17 protein-coding genes are annotated in these 20,868 nt (G+C 45.4%); 8 read left to right on the top strand and 9 right to left on the bottom strand.

The window, feature by feature from the left end:
* Positions 1 to 335 precede the first annotated feature (335 nt).
* The gene (locus FHS57_RS01195) at positions 336 to 3,665 is read left to right on the top strand and encodes a VCBS repeat-containing protein (protein WP_183971032.1); all 3,330 of its coding nucleotides are present in this window, start codon (positions 336 to 338) and stop codon (positions 3,663 to 3,665) included.
* Between the two features lie 48 nt (positions 3,666 to 3,713).
* Entirely contained in the window at positions 3,714 to 5,216 is a 1,503-nt protein-coding gene (locus FHS57_RS01190) for a sulfatase family protein (RefSeq protein ID WP_183971031.1), read from the top strand.
* A gap of 100 nt (positions 5,217 to 5,316) precedes the next feature.
* Here the strand turns inward: FHS57_RS01190 and FHS57_RS01185 are convergent, their stop codons facing one another.
* The 3 genes from FHS57_RS01185 to FHS57_RS01175 all read right to left on the bottom strand — a co-directional run bounded on the left by FHS57_RS01185 (position 5,317) and on the right by FHS57_RS01175 (position 8,416).
* On the bottom strand, positions 5,317 to 5,697 hold the full coding sequence (locus FHS57_RS01185; RefSeq protein ID WP_183971030.1) for a hypothetical protein: 381 nt from the start codon (positions 5,695 to 5,697) through the stop codon (positions 5,317 to 5,319).
* 74 nt (positions 5,698 to 5,771) lie between these two features.
* The gene (locus FHS57_RS01180; protein WP_221225524.1) at positions 5,772 to 6,983 is read right to left on the bottom strand and encodes a serine hydrolase domain-containing protein; all 1,212 of its coding nucleotides are present in this window, start codon (positions 6,981 to 6,983) and stop codon (positions 5,772 to 5,774) included.
* Positions 6,984 to 7,063: 80 nt separating this feature from the next.
* Positions 7,064 to 8,416 carry a glycine-rich domain-containing protein gene (locus FHS57_RS01175; RefSeq protein ID WP_183971028.1) on the bottom strand — a complete coding sequence of 451 codons (1,353 nt, stop codon included), beginning with the start codon at positions 8,414 to 8,416 and terminating at the stop codon, positions 7,064 to 7,066.
* Between the two features lie 363 nt (positions 8,417 to 8,779).
* On the opposite strand from FHS57_RS01175, the gene FHS57_RS01170 reads away from it, so the two are divergent.
* The 4 genes from FHS57_RS01170 (at position 8,780) to FHS57_RS01155 (ending at position 12,761) form a co-directional block, all read left to right on the top strand.
* Positions 8,780 to 9,952, top strand: coding sequence for a hypothetical protein (locus FHS57_RS01170; RefSeq protein ID WP_183971027.1), 1,173 nt, complete (start codon positions 8,780 to 8,782; stop codon positions 9,950 to 9,952).
* Positions 9,953 to 10,120: 168 nt separating this feature from the next.
* A complete protein-coding gene (locus FHS57_RS01165) occupies positions 10,121 to 10,459 on the top strand; it encodes a potassium transporter KefB (protein ID WP_183971026.1) in 339 nt (112 codons plus the stop codon).
* A 108-nt stretch (positions 10,460 to 10,567) separates the two neighbouring features.
* Positions 10,568 to 11,809 (top strand): DUF4153 domain-containing protein, encoded by a 1,242-nt coding sequence (locus tag FHS57_RS01160; RefSeq protein WP_183971025.1) that lies wholly within the window; start codon positions 10,568 to 10,570, stop codon positions 11,807 to 11,809.
* Positions 11,810 to 11,951: 142 nt separating this feature from the next.
* The gene (locus FHS57_RS01155; protein WP_221225523.1) at positions 11,952 to 12,761 is read left to right on the top strand and encodes a hypothetical protein; all 810 of its coding nucleotides are present in this window, start codon (positions 11,952 to 11,954) and stop codon (positions 12,759 to 12,761) included.
* A gap of 86 nt (positions 12,762 to 12,847) precedes the next feature.
* Here the strand turns inward: FHS57_RS01155 and rpsJ are convergent, their stop codons facing one another.
* Together rpsJ and fusA are read right to left on the bottom strand one after the other, a co-directional pair.
* Positions 12,848 to 13,153 (bottom strand): 30S ribosomal protein S10, encoded by a 306-nt coding sequence (rpsJ, locus tag FHS57_RS01150; protein WP_028522456.1) that lies wholly within the window; start codon positions 13,151 to 13,153, stop codon positions 12,848 to 12,850.
* Between the two features lie 155 nt (positions 13,154 to 13,308).
* Positions 13,309 to 15,417, bottom strand: coding sequence for an elongation factor G (gene fusA, locus FHS57_RS01145; protein ID WP_183971023.1), 2,109 nt, complete (start codon positions 15,415 to 15,417; stop codon positions 13,309 to 13,311).
* Between the two features lie 277 nt (positions 15,418 to 15,694).
* Here fusA and FHS57_RS01140 point away from each other — a divergent pair, with 277 nt between their 5' ends.
* Positions 15,695 to 16,435, top strand: a complete 741-nt coding sequence (locus FHS57_RS01140; RefSeq protein WP_183971022.1) for a DUF6089 family protein — start codon at positions 15,695 to 15,697, stop codon at positions 16,433 to 16,435.
* A 56-nt stretch (positions 16,436 to 16,491) separates the two neighbouring features.
* Complete coding sequence (locus FHS57_RS01135; protein ID WP_183971021.1) at positions 16,492 to 16,884, top strand: HIT family protein; 393 nt, start codon at positions 16,492 to 16,494, stop codon at positions 16,882 to 16,884.
* Positions 16,885 to 16,901: 17 nt separating this feature from the next.
* On the opposite strand, the gene FHS57_RS01130 is transcribed toward FHS57_RS01135, so the two are convergent.
* From FHS57_RS01130 to FHS57_RS01115, 4 genes are all read right to left on the bottom strand, one after another.
* Positions 16,902 to 17,708 (bottom strand): hypothetical protein, encoded by an 807-nt coding sequence (locus FHS57_RS01130; protein ID WP_183971020.1) that lies wholly within the window; start codon positions 17,706 to 17,708, stop codon positions 16,902 to 16,904.
* Positions 17,709 to 17,836: 128 nt separating this feature from the next.
* Positions 17,837 to 18,934 carry a carboxylate-amine ligase gene (locus FHS57_RS01125; protein WP_028522462.1) on the bottom strand — a complete coding sequence of 366 codons (1,098 nt, stop codon included), beginning with the start codon at positions 18,932 to 18,934 and terminating at the stop codon, positions 17,837 to 17,839.
* 33 nt (positions 18,935 to 18,967) lie between these two features.
* A complete protein-coding gene (locus FHS57_RS01120; RefSeq protein ID WP_183971019.1) occupies positions 18,968 to 20,035 on the bottom strand; it encodes an ATP-grasp domain-containing protein in 1,068 nt (355 codons plus the stop codon).
* A gap of 75 nt (positions 20,036 to 20,110) precedes the next feature.
* On the bottom strand, positions 20,111 to 20,821 hold the full coding sequence (locus FHS57_RS01115) for an esterase family protein (RefSeq protein ID WP_183971018.1): 711 nt from the start codon (positions 20,819 to 20,821) through the stop codon (positions 20,111 to 20,113).
* Between the last annotated feature and the right edge of the window lie 47 nt (positions 20,822 to 20,868).

The following is a 20,868-nucleotide window of genomic DNA, read 5'->3' as shown; positions in this document are numbered from 1 at the left end:
GTTGAATTTTACCTTTTCAGGAAGAAACCCACAGACGATAAAAGTAAGATGTTAAAACCAAGAAGTCAAACTAATTTTTCAACGTAGTAATGGCATCCATTTTTCAAATTAACGCTAGTAGCGGCCGTTAAACTCCCATTTTTTTATAACTGTCGTTATTTAATACACAACTGTTTGTTTTTTGGGAACAACTGTTACAAAACAACCCTTCAAAAATCAAAAAACACTGGTTATTAGAACATTACAAATAAGCGCCTGGTTTTTAATCCATCACGAGGCAATGTAGATTTAGGCCATTAACCTGATTTGTAATCGTCCTAAATCTAGTTTTTTCCATGTTTTTACGCTCCCTTATCCCTGTTTGTTGGATACTGTTTATAATAGGATGCCAGTCGTCCGAAACGACCCGCTCATCGCCCTCCTCCCTTTTCTCGCTTTTATCTCCCCAAGAAAGCGGGCTCTATTTTATCAACGAAGTGAACGAGAACGAAAAAATCAATATTCTCACCTATGAGTACCTGTACAATGGCGGAGGGGTAGCCATTGGGGATATTAACAATGATGGTTTGCCCGATGTGTTTTTGACAGGAAACCTCTTTGGCGGAAGGCTATTCCTGAATAAAGGAAACATGAAGTTTGAACAAATTTCGGAGAAAGCCAACGTCTTTTATGGGGGATTTACGACGGGAGTGACCATGGTTGACATCAATCAAGATGGTTGGCTCGACATCTATTTGTGTCGCTCGTTAGACCTGAATCCTGAGAATAGGGCCAACTTACTACTCATCAACAATCACGACAATACCTTTACCGAACGAGCCAAAGAATACGGATTGGCTGACACGGGCTATTCCAATCATGCCAATTTTTTTGACTATGACCGAGACGGCGATTTGGATTTGTTTTTGCTCAATCACCGCGTCGATTTTGAATCGGCTTTGACGCTCTACACCACTACTAATGCGTCGGGGAAGAAAACGTTGGTGACTCCCCAAAGCAATCCTGCGACCCATAGCAAGCTCTACCGAAACAACGGAAACGGCTCATTTACTGACGTATCAGAGAAAGCAGGGATTGCTAAGAGTACGTTTGGGTTGAGTTGTTCGGTGGCCGATATGAACCGCGACGGCTGGCCTGATATTTACGTGGCCAACGACTACGGCGACAAGGATTTCTTTTATATCAACAACCAAAAAGGCGGTTTTTCGGACGAACTCAACCGTATGTTTAGGCACATTAGCAAAAATGCCATGGGAAACGACATCGCCGATTTTAACAACGACGGTCTGCTGGACTTAATTAATCTCGATATGGTAGCCGAAGACAATTACCGCCAAAAGCAACTCAAAGGCAACAGCCCTTACGATAAATATTTCTTAGCCGTGGGGCTGGGGCTACACCACCAAGTAGTACGCAATACACTTCAACTCAACAATGGCCTCAACGCAGAAGGTCTCCCTGTATTCAGTGAAATAGCCCAACTGGCGGGGGTATCGCATACCGATTGGAGTTGGTCGCCGCTTTTTGCCGATTTTGACAACGACGGCTGGAAAGACCTTTTCGTAACCAACGGCTACGCGCGTGATGTCACTGATTTGGACTATTTTCGGTACCGTTCGGTGGAAGCGCTGCAAAAAGCGGGAAACGCAAAAAATATCAACCCATTGGAGTTATTGAAATCGATGACGAGTACGCCCTTAACCAATTATGTATTTCGTAACACCCATGATTTGCGTTTTGAAAATAAGTCAGCGGAGTGGGGAATCAACCTTCCCTCGTTTTCCAACGGCGCCGCCTATGCCGACTTAGATGCCGACGGAGACTTAGATTTAGTGGTAAATAATTACAACAGTGAGGCTTTTTTATACCAAAATAACAGTCGTTCGCACAACGCAAATCACTATTTACAGGTAAAATTGAAAGGTACACCGCTGAATCCAACGGGGATTGGCGCTCAAGTGACGTTAGTCACCGACGCAGGCCAACAAACCCAAGTCGTAGCATCAACTCGCGGATTTTTATCTTCTACGAGTACGCCCCTTCATTTTGGTTTAGGAACAACTACGATGATAAAAGAACTGAAAGTGACGTGGCCAGATGGGACGATGCAGTCGATTTCAAAACCGCCCGCGGATCAATTGGTGGTTCTTGCCCAGAAAGATGCCCAACCCGCCGCCCCTCGCAGTTCTTTTCCGAAATTCATTTTTAGAAAAGCATCTTTAACGCAGCTTGACACCTATACGCAGTTCGAAAACAACTACATCGATTTTAAGGATGAGCCCTTGCTGGAGCACCTTTATTCCAATAAAGGCCCCTACACAGCCCAGGCCGATGTCAATCAAGATGGGCTGGAAGATCTCTTCATTGGAGGAGCGGCAGGGCAATCGGGCACGCTTTTTCTGCAACAAAAAAAGGGTGGTTTTAAAAAATCGGTACAGCCTGCGTTTGAAAAAGATGCGGCCTACGAAGACGCGGGAGCACTCTTTTTTGACGCTGACGGGGATAAAGATTTGGATTTATGGGTCAACAGCGGAGGCTATCAACACGAACATTCTTCGCCACTTTACCGCCACCGTCTTTATCTCAACGATGGAAAAGGACAGTTCGTGCTCGTTCCACAGCCGTTTGCTTCCAATGCAACTTGCGTGAAGGCACAGGACCTAGATTTAGACGGCGACCAAGACCTCTTCATTGGCGGGGGAGTTACGCCTCATTCGTATCCATTGTGTGAAAAAAGCTTGCTACTTCTCAATGACCAAGGGCGTTTTCGAGACGCTTCTCATTTGCTGCCCAATGGTGGTAAATTAGGCATTGTCAACGACGCGCTTTGGAGCGATTTAGATAACGACCGTTTTCCTGATTTAGTGGTCGTAGGCGAATGGATGCCCATTACCATGCTCAAAAATTCGTCGCGTCAATTTCTAGATATTACTTCCAAAGCGCAGTTGACTCAATCGAATGGTTGGTGGAATTGCATCGAAGGAGCTGATTTTGACCAAGATGGCGACGTTGACTTTGTGGTAGGAAATCGAGGGGAAAATTCATTTTTCAAAGCAACCCCCGCGCAGCCTGCGCGTTTGTATGCGGGAGATTATGACCAAAATGGGCGATTGGATGCCATTCCGTGTTACTATTTTAAAGATGGACGCGCGTATCCTAAACACAGCTTGGATGAGCTGGCAAACCAACTTCCCTTGATTAAAAAGAAAATGACTCGGTACGCCACCTATTCCAATGCAAGCATTGAGCAAGTGATTGGCACCAAAGAAGCCAACGCGGCTGAACTACGACTCACCCATACTTTTTCCAGTTCTTACCTCCAAAACAATGGAAACCTGACGTTTCGCCTCACTCCTCTGCCCGTTGAAGCGCAGTTTTCGACAGTGCAAAGCCTATTGGTGGGAGACTTCAATGCCGACAAACGCGCCGATGTGCTGCTTTGCGGAAATGAGTACGGAAGCGACATTGATTCGGGTCGGCAAGATGCGTCTTCTGGGATACTTTTATTGGGTAACGGAAAAGGACACTTTACGCCCGTTCCTGCCTATCGTTCTGGGCTGTATCTTGAAGGAGATTACAGAAGGGTTATTAGGTTGAAAGTAGTAGAAAACCAGTTTTTTTATTTTTTTCTAAAAAACAACGGACGGGGCGAAATAATGCAGTAAGCTGAACTATTTTTGCCTCCTTCCAAACCTAGTTATCCCAACCTTTTTATGAGAAAATTTATCTGGTCTTTTGCCTTGTTTTGCCTTTCCTTGTTGGCGCATGGCCAAGCCTCCAAACCCAACGTCATTATCATTTATGCCGACGACCTTGGTTACGGGGATGTAAGTTGTTACGGTGCAAAAAAAGTTGCTACGCCCAACATCGACCGATTGGCTAAAAAAGGTGTCCGCTTTACCAACGCCCACACCACCGCTGCTACCTGCACTCCTTCGCGCTACTCGTTGCTGACGGGCGAATATGCTTGGCGAAAGCCTGGAACGGGTGTGGCCACTGGCGATGCCGCCGCCTTGATTTTACCAGGGCGCAGCACCTTGCCGTTGGTCTTCCAACAAGCAGGCTACCAAACGGGAGTTGTTGGGAAATGGCATTTGGGCTTAGGGCCGCAAGGTGGTCCCGATTGGAATGGCGAAGTTAAACCAAGCCCGCTGGACATTGGCTTCCACGAGTCATTTATCATGGCCGCTACGGGCGACCGCGTGCCCTGTGTGTATGTCGATAATCGCCGCGTGGTTAACCTCGACCCCAACGATCCCATCAAGGTGAGTTTTAAAGAACCTATTGGCAACGAACCGACGGGCCGTGCCAACCCCGAACTGCTCAAAATGAAGCATTCGCACGGGCATGATTTTACCATCATCAACGGAATTGGACGCATTGGCTACATGACGGGAGGGAAAAGTGCCCGTTGGAAAGACGAAGACATGGCTGATATTTTTACCCAAAAAGCCGTTTCGTTCATCGAAAACCACGCCAAGCAGCCCTTTTTCTTGTATTTCGCTACTCAAGACATCCACGTGCCACGCGTACCTCACGAACGGTTTGCGGGGAAAAGTGGCATGGGGCCACGCGGTGACGTGATTCTGCAACTGGACTGGGCAGTAGGCAAAGTACTCGAAACGCTCGACCGACTAGGGCTCTCCCAAAATACGATGATTGTATTTTCGAGTGATAATGGCCCTGTGGTGGACGATGGCTACCAAGACCAAGCAGTGGAATTGCTCAGTGGGCATACGCCCGCGGGGCCACTACGGGGCGGAAAATACAGTGCGTTTGACGCAGGGACGCGCGTGCCGTTTATTGTAAGTTGGCCACAAAAAATCAAGGCGGGGGTTTCTCCCGCGTTGGTGAGTCAAATCGACTTGTTGGCTTCGTTTGCCAGTTTGACAGGGCAAACGTTTGATGCCACCACCGCCCCCGACACGCGCAATTACTTGCCTGCACTGCTGGGCAAAGACAAAAAAGGCCGCGACCACGTGATTGAACACGCGGGAACGTTTTCGGTCATTCAGGGCGATTGGAAGTACATTGCGCCGAGCAAGGGAGCTAAAATGAGCGTTGAAACCAATACCGAATTAGGGAACGATACAAAACCTCAGTTGTATAACCTAAAAGCGGATTTGGGCGAACAAAATAACTTAGCCGAAACCAACCCTGCAAAGCTGAAAGAGTTGGAGGAATTGCTAAAAAGTGTAAAAGAATTGAAGAAATAACCTCTTTCGCCCCGAACTGCGGTTCGGGGCGAAAGAAGGCATCGCGTCTCTGACGCAGTTGTTGCTTTTTGATATTTATGAGCAAGATACTACTGCTACATTATTTTCGCACAACTCTCTGACTATTTCCCCCTCCTTTTGTCCACACAAAATAATCTTTTCCGTGCTCTATTATCTTGTATGTCTCTTGGTTGACAAGTAGCGTGCTGTCTGTTTTGTCAAACACCCATTCAAAATTACTTAGGCGACCGTCGGCACTTTGAACAAGACCATCGGGAGAAGCCATTTTTCCCGTTCCATTGGCATCAAAAATGAGCTTACGTTTAATCGTAACGGTAGGTGTGAACGCATTGTTCCACTCCCAACTGCCGATAAAATAGTTTGATTCAAGCACTTGATAGCTGAAATTCTCTTTGCAACCAACCAAGGAACCAATGAGTAACATTAGGCTAAAAATGAGGCACTTTTGAGAAGTTTTCATACTTTGAAAAGGTGTGTTTAGTAGTTAAAATCCCTCTTTAAATAGGGTATATTCATAGTAAAAGCTTGTTTAACTTACTTCATCGCGGCTTTAAAGATGGCGTCGCGAATTGGGTTTGGGTTAAAATAGTCTTTGGTAGCTTGTAAACCCATGTTTTGACGGTTGATGAGAATAATCACCGAGAGTTTTTTTTCGGGAACCACCGTAATGCTCGTGCCCGTAAAACCCGTGTGGCCAAACGTGCCCGTCGGGCCATTTTTCATAAAAGAATTAATCGGATCCATCATCCAACCAAGGCCGTTCTTAAAGTTATCTTGGGTCAAGAAAAGTGTTACGGTTTTTTCCGAAATAAACGATTTCCCTTTGACTTTTCCCTTGTTTTTGAGCATATCCACCAATTTTTGAAGGTCATCCACGGTTGAGAACAGCCCCGCCGCCCCCGAAATCCCTTCATTGGCGTACCAGGCATTACCGTCGTTTACTTCACCTTGTAAAACGTACTGTCGCCAACCGTTCCAGCTTTTCGGATCAAGGTCTTTGACCACAAAACCCAATGACGGGTCTTCCACCATTCGTTTTTCGTAGGGATTTCCCATCGAAGTCGCTGCAATGAGGTTCGCCTTTTTATCAGGCTTAAACGTCGTTTTGGTCATTTTGAGCGGGGCAAAAATGTCCGTTTTAACGTAAACATCCAGCGGTTTACCCGACACCTTTTCGATAATTTCCCCCAAAATCGTAAAGCCCAAATCCGAATAATGACGCCCTTCACCGACGGGATATTTCAATGGTAGTTGTTTGATAAACGCGTAAGTAGTAGCGCGTTGTTGCGAAAAATAGTACAACGGATACCACTCGTACATCCCCGACGTATGCGTCAACAAATGACGGAGGGTAATTTGGGCTTTGTCTCCTTCGTCTAAGCCTTTGACGTATTTTGATGCGGGGTCGTCCACGTTGAGTTTTCCTTCGTCGTGTAGCTTCATGATGGCAGTTGTTGTCCCAATCACTTTGGTCAACGACGCAATATCAAACAAGTGATTGACCCTCATCGTTTCGGGATGCTCCGACACTGAGCCGTCAAATTCCTTCAGTTTTGCGTATCCAAACGCTTTTTTGAGCAATACCTTATTTCCCTTTTTGATAGCTACTACCGCCCCAGGAATTTTATTTTCGGCGATGTATTTCTCCACAACAGCGCTAACCTCATTGTCCAATACTTGGGAGGTATTCTTTTGGGCAAAAACGATTTGAGCGGCGAACAAAAACAGAAAAAAGGCGGGTTTCATTAAATCAGTAATCAAGGTGTTTAAAATAGCGTTTGTTGCACGAAGATACATTGAAGTGTTTGTAAAAACTTATTTTTCTACTAACTTCCTCCACAGCCACCACAACCACCGCATCCTCCGCCACAGCCGCCGCCCCCACCATCGCCGCCACTACTACAACCTGTCCCTCCTTCTCCACCACCGCTATTTTTGGAAGGTTTGCCAAACACCCCTTGAAGGGTTTGATTACTGCCCAAACTGTACGAAGAATCGAGCAACAGAAAGGTAAGTGCGCCTGCGGTAATATACCCTCCCCAATCTTGCGATTGGTAGCCTAGTTTCACCTCTTTGTCTATCAACGGTAACTGCGCCAGCACAATCCAAACCAACACATAAACAATCAACAGTAATAGCAAAAAAATCACGGGCTTGTCATTCACTATCCCCTGCGCCACGCGCGCCAATCCAACCATGATTACCCACCATTGAAACAAACCAACCGCCACATCTTTGGCAAGTTCATTTTTTAGAGCCACGGCTTTTTTCGACATTGTTTCTGCAAACGGATACAAAAATGCCCTCAGCAGCCCCGCTGGCAGCTCCTTTTTATCTTGGGCTTGCAACGAGTACAGCATCGGCTGCTGCACTTGCGCATCCCACCCAAATTTCCCTTCGTCTTGGTAGCGAATCCATCCTCTTTCGGCAAAATCAGCCACGAGGGCTCGGAACAGGGTTTCCGTATTTTTGAACAAAGCGGCAAAATGGTAGGGGTGTAATTGCCGCGCAGCTTCTCCCATCACCCGTCTTTTGTACTGGATTTTCAGATACGTACCCCACCAAGCCCAAGCCATTAGGAGGGGGAAAGTCAACAAAAAATGAGGCCCCGACAGCATAAACATTCCGAGCGAACACAGCCCAATGACAAGGGCTCCAATAGGCCAATACGTGTGACCGTCCCACTGAGGCGTCGCTTGCAAAGTCGGCGTTCGGAAAGGTGAAGTCGGTGCTAAGTGGTCTTCCAGTGCTAGTCCTTTGGGCAAAGGCCAGCAATCGGCAGGAGGCAATTCTTGAAATTCTTTGACGTAAGCAATCAGGGTATCGGCGTACCAGTCACGGTGGCGTTGGTTTTCGGAAGCCCCTCCTTGATTGGGGTAGTGGTGAAGTTGTCGTTGGAGTACTTCTCCGCAGAGTTTTTGCCAGTAGCTTTGCGTGTAAGTCAGGTGTAAATGCCAAACTTCATCAACGACCTCCGAGGGCGATGCTCCTTGGGGCATTGTAAGGCAGAGGTACAAAAACTTTTTATACTCGGCCATCGCCCGTTTGGCAAACTCAGGCGACCATTTTTGTTCTTTGATTAACTTATCAGAAAACTGCACAGCAGCCTCTGGAGCATCGTCTAATTGAAAATCGCTCAATTTTTGCCAGAGCGACGGTTGGGAAAGTGGGGTGTTCATCGGATAAGAGTTCGGTTTATGTTTAGGACCGAAAATTGGGCGTTTTCCTACCTCAAAGTCAAGGGTAACCGCTAGTGACTTGCTGTGTAAGGGGTTGTTACAGCGGGATTACACAGCTTTTTCTAAAAAATGGATAACTTGCAGCCCCGTCAGACGATAGTCAGACGGAGTTTACGGCAAAACGGTCTGACTATCGTCTGATCGTCGTGCGACGGAGTTTGCAGCAAAACGGTCTGACTACCGTCTGATCGTCGTGCGACGGAGTTTACGGCAAAACGGTCTGACTATCGTCTGATCGTCGTGCGACGGAGTTTGCAGCAAAACGGTCTGACTATCGTCTGACCGTTGTAAACCATCATCACCATGAACATTGAAGTAGCCCGCCCTTTGTTTGAAAAGCTTTGGAACCAAGTCCTCGAACGGTATTTTCAAGAAGAACTGGGCTTGCCCTATACCGATTTCCGAACCCCTCCGCACTCGATGAATCAGGTGTTGGGCAACGCCAATTGGTCGAAAAGCAGTAATTACGAAAAACAACATAAGCGACAACTACCCGCTTTTGTTGGCAACGCCACCCACCAAAAAAGCCTCGAACTACACGAAAAAGGCATTGGCCCCGAAACCTATAAATTTGGCGGCAGTACTTTCCGCGACCGCCACGATGACCTCCTAAAATCGACAAAAGCCTTTATTGGCACCACCGACCATTTTATGTTGGCCTTGGTGCGCACCCTCGGATACGCTACCCTCGATGCGTACCGACAAGCCAATGGTTTTGAGCCCACCACCGTACGAACCAATATCAATAAACCTTCCGCAGAATCTTCTCCGTCGGAAGAAACCAAAGCCCCCAAATCTTCCGAACAACGCTGGAAAATAGCTACTGCCGTTGCCTGTGCAGGCTTAATAGCAATGACCGCGTGGAATTTGTTTTTTACGAGGCAAAATACAGCGGGCAAAATCATTCGCTCAGTAGCCGACACTTCAACTTTAGCCAAAGGTATCGTGGGAAATTGGTACAGTTACAACCGCAACTACGAAGCGCGCGGCAAAAATGATGGTTATACCTTCAACCGCATTGCGTGGCAAATTTCGGTGGACGAGCACGGTTTTTTGAGCTTAAAACGCTACTGGAAAGCCATTGAATTTGACGGCTGGACGGAGTTTATTGGAGGCAGTTTGCCGCAACTTCATTTTTTCTTGAACGTCTATCCCAATGGCAGTGGCTACAAAAACCCCGTGGGATATCGGCATTTCAACTGCGGAATTTGGGGCGAAAACAACGATTGGATGCACGCCGACACCCTGAGTTGCATTTGTACCTCTTACAATTTCAGCGATAGTCATTTGGGGGAACCGCTGGCCAGTCGCGAAATCCTTATCCGCCAACCTACCGCATCGTTCGACTCCCTCAAAATCAACGCTAAAAGCCTCACCACCGCCGAAGCACCTTGGCTCGAACGCTTTCTGCCCAAAGACGAAAGTTATTTGTTCCAAAAGCCCAAGAAAAGCGCGACCATAAAGCAGGCTGAATGAAACTTAAAAAGCCTGATTCAGCTACCTATCGAAAGCTTGGAAAGTCTTCAAAAAAATAATTGAGATTTTGTTTGGATTATAATTTGTGAATCCATTTACTTTGCAAAACAAAGTACTTTTATTTATTTCAATCACAGTCATTTTATCATCCGTCAACACCTCATTTTTATGACACCAACCAACGCTTTCGCCCCGCAGCCCTTTCAGCCTGCACCTTTCATCAAACGCTCTGTTATTGGAGCGAGTATTGCGCTTGCCGTCATTGCTTTTTTTGTTTTTAGTGTCAATACACCAAAACCTGAGTGGGGGACTTTCTGGATGGTAAAACCACTCATTATTACCCCTTTGGCTGGAGCAGCGGGCGGCGGAGCTACTTACTTGGTAAGTCTGTTAGGTACACAAAACGGCTGGCAAAAAGCCCTTGCTATAGTCGTGAGCGTGGTGGGATACATTATTGCCCTCTGGTTGGGGATTGTTCTAGGTCTCAACGGTACTTTGTGGGATTAATTCGTGTAACTGTTATTCGTTATCGGTTATCAGTGTACTCGTTATCAGTGTACTCGATAACAGATACACCAATAACAGTTATCAGATACACCAATACCTCCATCTCCTATGAAAGACCTAATCACAGCGCATATCAACGAGCCACCGCAGCTTGAGAAGCTGTACCGCTCCAATAAAGCCTTGTTCAAACGTACTTTTAGCTCCGTTTATCCCGAGCTCAAAGGCAACAGCGTAGCCGACGTTTGGCACGAGCGCTTGAGTTACGACAGCGACGACATTCAATGGGGTACAAGCCAAGACCTTGCCCTTCTGGTGGGGGCGTCTTTGGTGGCGGGTCTCATTGCCAAACTCCCCGCTTTTGCCCAGCTCAACGAAGAGTTTTTTTACACCCGCAACATCGGATTTATTATCTTTCCACTCCTGACGGCCTATTTTGGTTGGAAAAACAAGGTTTCGACAAAGACAATGGCCCTACTTGCAGGAGCATTTGTAGTGGCAGCTATCTTTATTAATAGCCTTCCCAACCAACCCACAAGCGATACCCTGACGCTATCCTGCGTTCACCTTGTTTTGTTTTCGTGGTCTATTCTCGGATTTTCTTTTGTGGGAAACTCTAATAACTCCGAAAAACGATTAGGTTACCTCAAATACAACGGCGATTTGGTGGTGATGACCACGCTGATTGTCATTTCGGGCGGCATATTAAGTGCGATTACCGTCGGCCTGTTTTCGTTGATAAATCTGGACATCGGTAAATTTTATTTTGAAAACATCGGTGTTTTTGGACTTGCCGCCGCACCTTTGGTGAGCACTTACCTTACCCAAACCAATCCGCAGTTGGTGGGTAAAGTGTCGCCCGTTATTGCCAAAATTTTCAGCCCGTTGGTGTTGGTGATGCTAGTGGTGTACCTCGGCGCGATTGTTTATTCGGGCAAAGACCCGTACAACAACCGTGAGTTTTTGATGGTATTTAATGCGCTGCTCATTGGAGTGATGGCACTCATTTTCTTTTCGATTGCCGAAACCTCCAAAACTTCTCACCACCGCGCCCAAGTATGGGTATTATTTCTGCTCTCGGCGCTAACGATTGTGGTCAATGGCGTGGCACTTTCGGCGATTTTGTTTCGGATTTCGGAATGGGGCATCACCCCCAACCGTACGGCAGTATTGGGCGGAAACTTGCTTATTTTGGTGAATTTACTGCTCGTGATGATACAGCTTTCCAAAGTACTGACCAAAAAAACCTCTCTCGCCGACGTGGGAAAAACAATTGCGATTTATTTACCTATTTACAGCCTCTGGACCATCGTCGTTACGTTCTTGTTTCCCTTTTTGTTTGGATTTAAGTAAATACTACGGGGGTTCTTTCTTAAACACTGGCACGGATCGTTTGGCCTGTGCTAGTGTTTTTTGTGTAAATTTGTCTCACTCCTTTTTAAGACAACCACAAATGATAATCGCCAATCCGATATACGACACTGTGTTTAAAAGAATGATGGAAAACGAACGAGTAGCCAAGTTTTTCATTGAGACACTTTTGGAACAAGCCATTGAGACGATAGAAGTAAAACCACAAGAGTTTACTTACACGGACGAACTAGCAGGGCTTGCCGTTTTTCGTTTGGATTTTATCGCCACTATCAAAACCGAAACAAGCGAATACAAAAAGGTTTTAATCGAAATTCAGAAGGCCAAAAATCAAATCGACTTAATGCGTTTTCGTAGGTATTTGGGTGAACAATATAAAAAAGAAGATAAAGTAAACAATGAAAACCAAGCTCTTCCAATTACTACAATCTATATTCTTGGATTTACCCTTCCTGAGATAGAAACAGCTTGTATTCGAGTAGAACGTAATTACAAAGATTTAATCAACAAAACCGTCATTGAAAAGAAATCGGATTTTGTTGAAAAACTGACCCACGACAGCTACATCGTACAAGTGGACAGAATTACTAATCGTTACCAAACGAGTTTAGATAAACTATTGAGCGTTTTTGAGCAAAGTAACTTCGTGGATGACAGAAAAATTACCAAACAATTTTCTCACCCAACCGACAACGAGGAGTTAAAAATTTTGACCGACATCTTACACCATAGCGGTTCTGATCCGATAGAACGTAAACGAATCGAAGATGAACAAGAAGCATGGCGGACCATCAATGCGATGTTTGAAGATAAGGAAAAAGCATTTCAAAAGGCACTAGCTGAAAGCAAAAAAGCACTTGACGAGACAAAAAAAGCGCTTGATGAAAAAGAGAGAATTATAGAAGAACTAAAACGAAAACTCGGAGAACAATAGCATTAGGAATTGAATTACCTCTCCCCCCAAAAACAACAAAAGCCGACACTTTGCAGCGTCGGCTTTTTATTTGAAACCAAATGTCATTAAACTTTAATTTCGACATCAACACCACTTGGCAATTCAAGTTTCATCAAGGCATCTACAGTTTTAGCGCTTGACGAGTGGATGTCGATAAGGCGCTTGTAAGTGCAAAGTTGGAACTGCTCGCGTGATTTTTTGTTTACGTGAGGTGAACGCAAAACTGTGTAGATTTGCTTCTCTGTAGGCAATGGAATAGGTCCGCTTACTACAGCTCCCGTTGATTTTACCGCTTTCACGATACGATCGGCCGATTTGTCCACCAAGTTGTGGTCAAATGACTTCAATTTGATACGAATCTTCTGGTTCATTATAATTGGTTGGCTCTGATTGATTATTACTTTCCCCATCGAAAGAGCCATTAACTCCGATAGGAAATATCTTTACTGTTTACAGTTTGTAAGTTTTGGGTTTACGGTTTGTAGTTAAACTCTAAACCTATAAACCCAAAACAGTAAACTTAAAACTATCCTTTCGACTTAGCGATTACGGTTTCTGCCAAGTTGTTTGGCAAGAATTCGTAGTGCGAGAACGTCAAGTTAGCAGTTGCACGACCCGATGAAATCGTACGAAGGTCAGTTACGTAACCAAACAATTCTGACAATGGTACATCCGCTTTGATTACTTGCGAACCTGCTTTTGTATCCATTCCTTTCATCATACCACGACGACGGTTCAAGTCACCTGTGATAGGACCAGTGTATTCGTCTGGCGATACTACTTCTACTGACATGATTGGTTCCAACAATTTTGGACCTGCCTGACGAGCCGCTTCTTTGAAGCCCATACGAGCTGCCAATTCAAACGACAATGAGTCAGAGTCAACATCGTGGTACGAACCGTGGAAGAGACGAACTTTCATTGAATCGATTGGGTAACCAGCCAATGCACCGTTCTTCATTGAGTCGTTGAAACCTTTCTGTACCGCAGGGATAAATTCACGAGGAATAGCACCACCTACGATTTCGTTGACGAACAACAAACCAGTTTTAACTTCTTCTCCTTCTTTCTGGTCATCACGTGGCCCGAGTTCAAACACGATATCGGCGAATTTACCACGACCACCCGACTGCTTCTTATATACTTCGCGGTGTTCAAAGTTTTTAGTAAGTGCCTCTTTGTAAGCTACCTGAGGAGCACCTTGGTTTACTTCTACTTTAAACTCACGACGCATACGGTCGATGATGATTTCCAAGTGAAGCTCACCCATCCCTTTGATGATGGTTTGGCCTGTTTCCTCGTTTGATTCTACTTGAAGCGTTGGATCCTCTTCAATCAACTTACCAATTGCTTTCGAGAAGTTATCTTGGTCAGCTGTTTTCTTAGGCTCAATCGCATACCCGATAACTGGCTCAGGGAATACCATTGATTCAAGAACGATTGGGTTTTTCTCATCCGAAAGGGTATCTCCCGTTTTGATGTCTTTAAAACCTACCACCGCACCGATGTCACCAGCTTCCAAGCGCTCAATTGAGTTTTGCTTGTTGGCGTGCATTTGGAAGATACGAGAAATACGCTCTTTGTTGCCCGAACGGTTGTTCAACACATAAGAACCTGCTTCCAATACTCCTGAATAAGCACGGATAAAACACAAACGACCTACGTAAGGGTCAGTTGCAATTTTAAATCCTAAAGCAGCAAAAGGCTCATCAACACTTGGCTTGCGCGAAATCTCAACGCCAGTATCAGGGTTAGTTCCTTTGATGCTTTCTTTGTCAAGTGGTGAAGGCAACAACGCCATCACGTAGTCAAGCATGGTTTGTACTCCTTTGTTTTTGAACGAAGAACCACAAAGCATTGGAACGATTTTCATGTCAATCACCGCTGCACGCAATGCAGTCAAGATTTCATCTTCCGTGATTGAATCTGGATCATCGAAGAATTTCTCCATCAATGTCTCATCGTATTCTGCTACTGCTTCGAGGAGTTTTTCACGCCACTCAGCCGCTTCTTCCTTCATATCGTCAGGAATAGGCACAACTTCATACGTCATTCCTTTGTCATGCTCGTTCCAAATCATACCACGGTTGTTGATCAAGTCAACTACCCCTTTGAATTGGTCTTCTGCACCGATAGGCAACTGCAAAGGTACTGCGTAGCTACCCAACATTTCTTTTACTTGCTTGCACACGTTCAAGAAATCAGCACCCGAACGGTCCATTTTGTTCACGAAGCCCAAACGAGCTACGTTATAGTTGTTGGCCAAACGCCAGTTAGTTTCAGATTGAGGCTCAACACCATCTACCGCACTAAACAAAAACACAAGACCATCTAATACGCGAAGTGAACGGTTTACCTCTACCGTAAAGTCAACGTGACCTGGAGTGTCAATGATGTTGATGTGGTAACTGTTGTCTCTCCATTTCCAATCTACTGTTGTAGCCGCAGACGTAATGGTGATACCGCGCTCTTGCTCTTGCGCCATCCAGTCCATCGTCGCTGCACCGTCGTGTACTTCACCGATTTTGTGGCTTACCCCTGCATAATAAAGAATACGCTCCGTTGTGGTGGTTTTACCCGCATCAATGTGAGCAGCAATCCCAATGTTTCTTGTGAATTTTAAATCACGTGCCATGGTTTTTGTGATTGTTATTGAATCTGTTAAGTCTGTTTCTTGACCAAAAAAATGTGTCAATTCTGACACACCCCTGAAAATCAGAGCGCAAAATTAGAAGTTTTGTCCTGAAAAACCAAAAGTCGTTTTTTACAAATTTAAAAACTACCCCTTCAAAGCCCCCTCTTTTTTATTTTCTCTACTTAATTACTAGACGTTGGTACTATTTTTGCTTACTATTTATCGTTCTCAGAACTTACCCTATTCAATCAATCACATAACCCTCAAAATCCCCCTAATGACGCGATTATTGGGTTCATTCGTTATTTCGGCACTATTATTGTTGCTGGCCCGTGCAGCATTTTGCCAGTCGATGCACCGCTGGGAAGTAGGTATCGGCACGGGTGCAGTAGGTTATTTAGGTGACCTCAATCGACACGATTTATGGCCTAGAGAATTTCGTCCCTCCGTCAATCTTTATGCAAGAAAGTACATTGGAGACGTAGTGGCACTTCGCTACAACGTTCAAGGAGGGCAATTTTGGGGGCGCGATAAACACTACCCCACTCGGCTTTCCCGCAATTTGACCCTCGAAACTAACTTTGTTGAAAATTCGCTCTTGCTCGAATGGGATTTCTACAACATGAATCCGATTTTTTATCGTCAACAAAATGGATTTCAATCCTTCTTTTCGCCTTATTTCTTTTCGGGCGTGTCGGTAGTTTATGCCAAACCTCAAATCAACTTCGACGAAAGCCAAACTCCCTACACTTGGATACGTGAAGGCATTGCCATCGACCGCGACGCCAACTACAATGCGTTTCATTTGTCGTTCCCCGTTGGGCTGGGTATTAAATACGATGTGTCTCCCGAATGGATTGTAGGACTTGAAGCGTCTTTTAGGCTTTCAACTTCCGATTATTTAGATGGCGTTAGTTATGCAGGCAATGCCAAGAAAAACGACGCGTATCAAGTAGCTACGTTCAACATTACCCGCCGATTGGGGCTATACAAAATGCGAATTCGTCGCCGATGGTAGGCTCAAAGAAGCCATTTTTGTTTGTATATTGCTCGCCAAATTTAACAGTTACCGTTATGCCTTCTATTTTCACTCGTATCGTTAATGGAGAAATTCCGTGCCACAAAATCGCCGAAACTGACGATTTTTTAGCCTTTCTTGACGTTTTTCCTTGTGCACCTGGCCATACACTCGTCATTCCAAAACAAGAAGTCGATTATATTTTTGATTTAGACGAGGCCCTTTACACGGGATTGATGCAGTTTTCAAAAACAGTGGCGGCCGCCGTAGAAAAAGCGGTTCCGTGCAAGCGAATTGGCGTTGCGGTGGTAGGGCTTGAAGTGCCTCATGCCCACGTACACCTTATCCCGCTCAACAGCATGGCAGACATGAATTTTAATAACAAGCTCAAAATGAGCCAAGAAGAACTGGCAGAGATTGCCACAAAAATAAAAAAGGAACTGCTCTAGGGCAGTTCCTTTTTTATTTATTTACAATCGGTATAGGTAAATGTCTTGCTATACGTTGAAATCCCCGAACCGTCCAAAAACCGTGTAAGGGTTTGTTCCGTCAACGGAAACCCATCGGTGGTGTAGGTAAATGTGTAAGTCGTTTCTCTCACGGCTTTACCTGATTCGTATTCAGTGCGTTTGGTGGCATTGCCTCCTGCTTTTGTCGTAAAAAGTGGAAATTTGATATAATCGGCATAATACCCCAAAACGCTAAACTGCCAACCTTTAAAAGCATCAAACATCGTCTTTTTGTTATCATACCCCGTTAGTACAACCCGAAAAACCTCCTGATTGGTGCGGGTATCTTTGGTGATGGTTTCCAAAATATTGCCTTGTGCATCACGCGTGATAGTCGCTTCCATACCCTTTGAGTCAGTGACTTTCGTAATGCGCTGATTGGCATCGGTGGTGAAGTTCAGTACATAATTGACGTAATTCGCATCGGTAGTTTTTACCACGGTTAATCGAGCAATTGAGCCATTGGCGTTGTATTCGATAGTCTCTTCTACGTCTCCGTCCACTACCTTTACCAATCGATTATCTGTATAAGTATATACCGCTTTGCCAGTAGCTTTTAATTGCCCCGTGGCATTGTCTTTTACCGAAATATTCACCCCTTCAGGCACGCCATTGGGAGCATATACGTAGTCGAGTCGGTAGGCATTGTCTCTACCAGTTTCACTGCTGATGTTACACGTGGGAGTAGTAACGGGTGTGGGGGTAATTTTCTCGTCGCAAGAAATAAAAACAAGGAAAGATAAAAAGAGAATAATCTTCTTCATGAAATGGTTGAATTGTTGTATCGTCTATTGTAACGACACATACGAGCAAATTCGCTCCTTTTTGTTGAGTTTTTTTAATGAATGGAGAATTGCCTCATTGGCAATTCTCCCACTTTTCTAACAAATTATTAGAGACCATACTCCGTCTCTTCCACAATGTAATCGACCACTCGGCTCAAATCGTGGGTGGCTTCCCAGACGGCCAATTGTCGGTCGGCGCCTGTGCCCATTTCTAGGATTTTGTGGATGTACTCTACTTCTTTACGGCTGCCTAGTTCGTCCAAGACGTCATCGACAAACTCAAGGAGTTCTTCCGCCAATTTGAAATAAGGCACTTCTTCTTTCCGTCCAAAATCAATGAGTTTGCCGTGAATACCGTACCGAGCCGCCCGCCATTTGTTTTCGTTGACGAGGATTTTGCGGTAGTGTTGAAAATTGAGGTTTTTGCTCATCAATTTATAAATCTTCACCACCAATGCCTGCATCAATGCCGCCAAACAAATAGTTTCATCGGCGCGCATCGGAATGTCACACACGCGGTATTCAATCGTGTTATAGAAAGGATGCAAACGCAAATCCCACCAGATTTTCTTACCGTTGTCGATACACCCCGTCTTAACGAGCAGGTTCACGTAGTCGTCGTAATCGTGGGCAGTTTCAAAATACTCGGGAATACCCGTGCGCGGAAACTTATCAAACACCTTCGACCGATACGATTTAAAGCCTGTATTGCGGCCACACCAGAACGGAGAATTGGTCGAAAGGGCATAAATATGCGGTAAAAAATACGTCAGTGAGTTGAGTAACTTCACTCCTGTATCGCGGTCTGGAATCCCGATATGAACGTGCAAACCGAAAATCAAATTCCCCCGAGCCACGTCGCGCATTTCTTCGATGAGCTTGTCGTAGCGTTCGTTGGGCGTAATTAACTCGTCTTGCCAATCCGAAAACGGGTGCGTTCCTGCGGCAGCAATTCGTAAATTTTGCTGCTTTGCGAGGTCAATAATCATCTTGCGCAGGTAAGTTACTTCCTTCCGCGCTTCCTCAATATTGGTACAAATATTGGTTCCCACCTCCACTACTGACTGGTGCATTTCGGCCGTCACACGCTCTTTGAGAATGATTTTTCCGTTCTCAACAATCTTCGACATGTGCGAACGTAACGCGCGGGTTTCGGGGTCGATGGTCTGGAATTCTTCTTCAATACCGATTGTAAACTGGTGCATAGGTCTTGGGTAGTGAATCGTCCGCTGAAAAACTTATTTCTTTTTAGGCGCTTTTTTGGCAGGCTCCTCAGCTTTGGCCTTTGGTGCTGCTTTTTTAGGCTTTTCTTCGGTAGGCTCTACATCTCCTTTGGCCAAATGGCTAATCGGCAAGTTCATCGCCGAAGTACGCACAAACGAACCCCACGTCAAGTTGGTTTGACCATCTTTGTGGGCTTGGGCTTTTTCAATCGCCATTTTCGCCGCGTTATCGACAATCCAATCAAAGTTTTCTTGTCCTACCGAATGAATATCAGCGTCAGGAGCAGGGTTACAGAAGTCAATCGCGTACGGAATGCCGTTGTGTACCGCAAATTCTACCGTGTTAAAATCGTAGCCTAATGCTTTGTTCAAACGGAGTACGTAATCGGTAATCGTCGCAATCAATTTTTTATGTGCTTCTCCCGTTGTTTTAGGCTGCGTCGCGTACCGCAAATGGTGCGGATTGCGAGGCTCATACGGCATGATATGGACGTACTTTCCACCAAGGCAATAGCAACGATAATAATCTTCAAACGTCACTTCGCTTTGGAGGAGCATCACCAACTGCTCGGTTTCGGCATGTTTGTGCCAAAGGTCGTCCATGTCGTTGATTTTATAAACGCTCTTCCAACCACCACCTGCGTGTGGCTTCATGTAGGCAGGGAAACCTACATAGTCAAACATTTCCCCCCATGCCATTGGCATTTTTAGGTTACGGAACGACGTCTCACTGGTATCGTCTGGACGTTCTTTAGAAGGCATCAACACTGTGTTTGGCACAGGAACGCCCAATTTTACGGCCAGAGCATTGTTAAAAAACTTCTCATCGGCACTCCACCAAAAAGGGTTATTGATAACGGCCGTTCCGCACAAAGCGGCATTTTTCAAAAAAGCCCGATAAAACGGCACATCCTGCGAAATACGGTCGATGATTACGGCATAATCCGTAGCTTCACCTTGTACTACGCGGTCGATGAGTACGGGTTCGGCTACAATGTTTTTTCCGTCCAATTGATTGACACGCTCCACAAATGCCTGCGGAAACGTATTTTCCATTCCGTGTAAAATTCCTATTTTTTTCATGATGTTTGAGCCCCCCACCCCCAATGGGGAAGTCTAGTTATTTTTTAAGCCCCCATCGGGGATAGGGGGGCTTTTTTATAAACCCATTAATGAGAGATAATGCGGAAACATTTTGTTCCAAAGTGGCCAATCGTGGCTCTCCCACCCACGAATGTCAAGCCAATGATTAATACCTTTTGAATTCAGAATTTGTGACATCCGCACGTTATCGTTGAGGCAAATATCCCATTCGGACGTCCCTAGCACGATTTTCATGTGGTTGTATTTCCAGCCTTCCTCGTTGAGCATAAAATCGACGGGATTGTTGTAATAGACCGTTTCGTCGCTGTAACCTTCCAAAAAGCTACGAATATCAAACGCGCCACTCATGCTAAACAGATACGCGACTTTGTCGGGGTGTTTTAGCGCAAAATTGAGGGCGTGGTACCCGCCAAAGCTACAGCCCGCAACCCCGATTTTGTCAACATTACTTTCGTGGCGAATCGTAGGAACGAGTTCGTTGGTCAAAAAACTATCGTAAATACTGTGATTGTGTACGCGCACCGAAGGATGAAGGTGTTTGGCGTACCAACTGTCTCGGTCGATGCTGTCAACCGAATAGAGCTTTACTTTGCCTGATTCAACCAACCATCGCGCCGATTCAATCAGTCCGAAGTCTTTGTTTTGGTGATAACGCCCCATCGACGTCGGGAAGAGCAAGATAGGATACCCCCAATGCCCAAATACCTGCATCTCAATGTCGCGCCCCAAGGTGGGGGAATACCATTTGTGATAGGTTTCTTTCAAGGTTGATAAAGTGTTTGATGAATAAATATTTTGACGAAATATAGATA

Origin of the sequence: Runella defluvii (assembly GCF_014195535.1) — a bacterium.
Taxonomy (GTDB): Bacteria; Bacteroidota; Bacteroidia; order Cytophagales; family Spirosomataceae; genus Runella; species Runella defluvii.
Note: the sequence above shows the minus strand (reverse complement) of the source record. Positions and strands in the feature narration are given on the sequence as shown.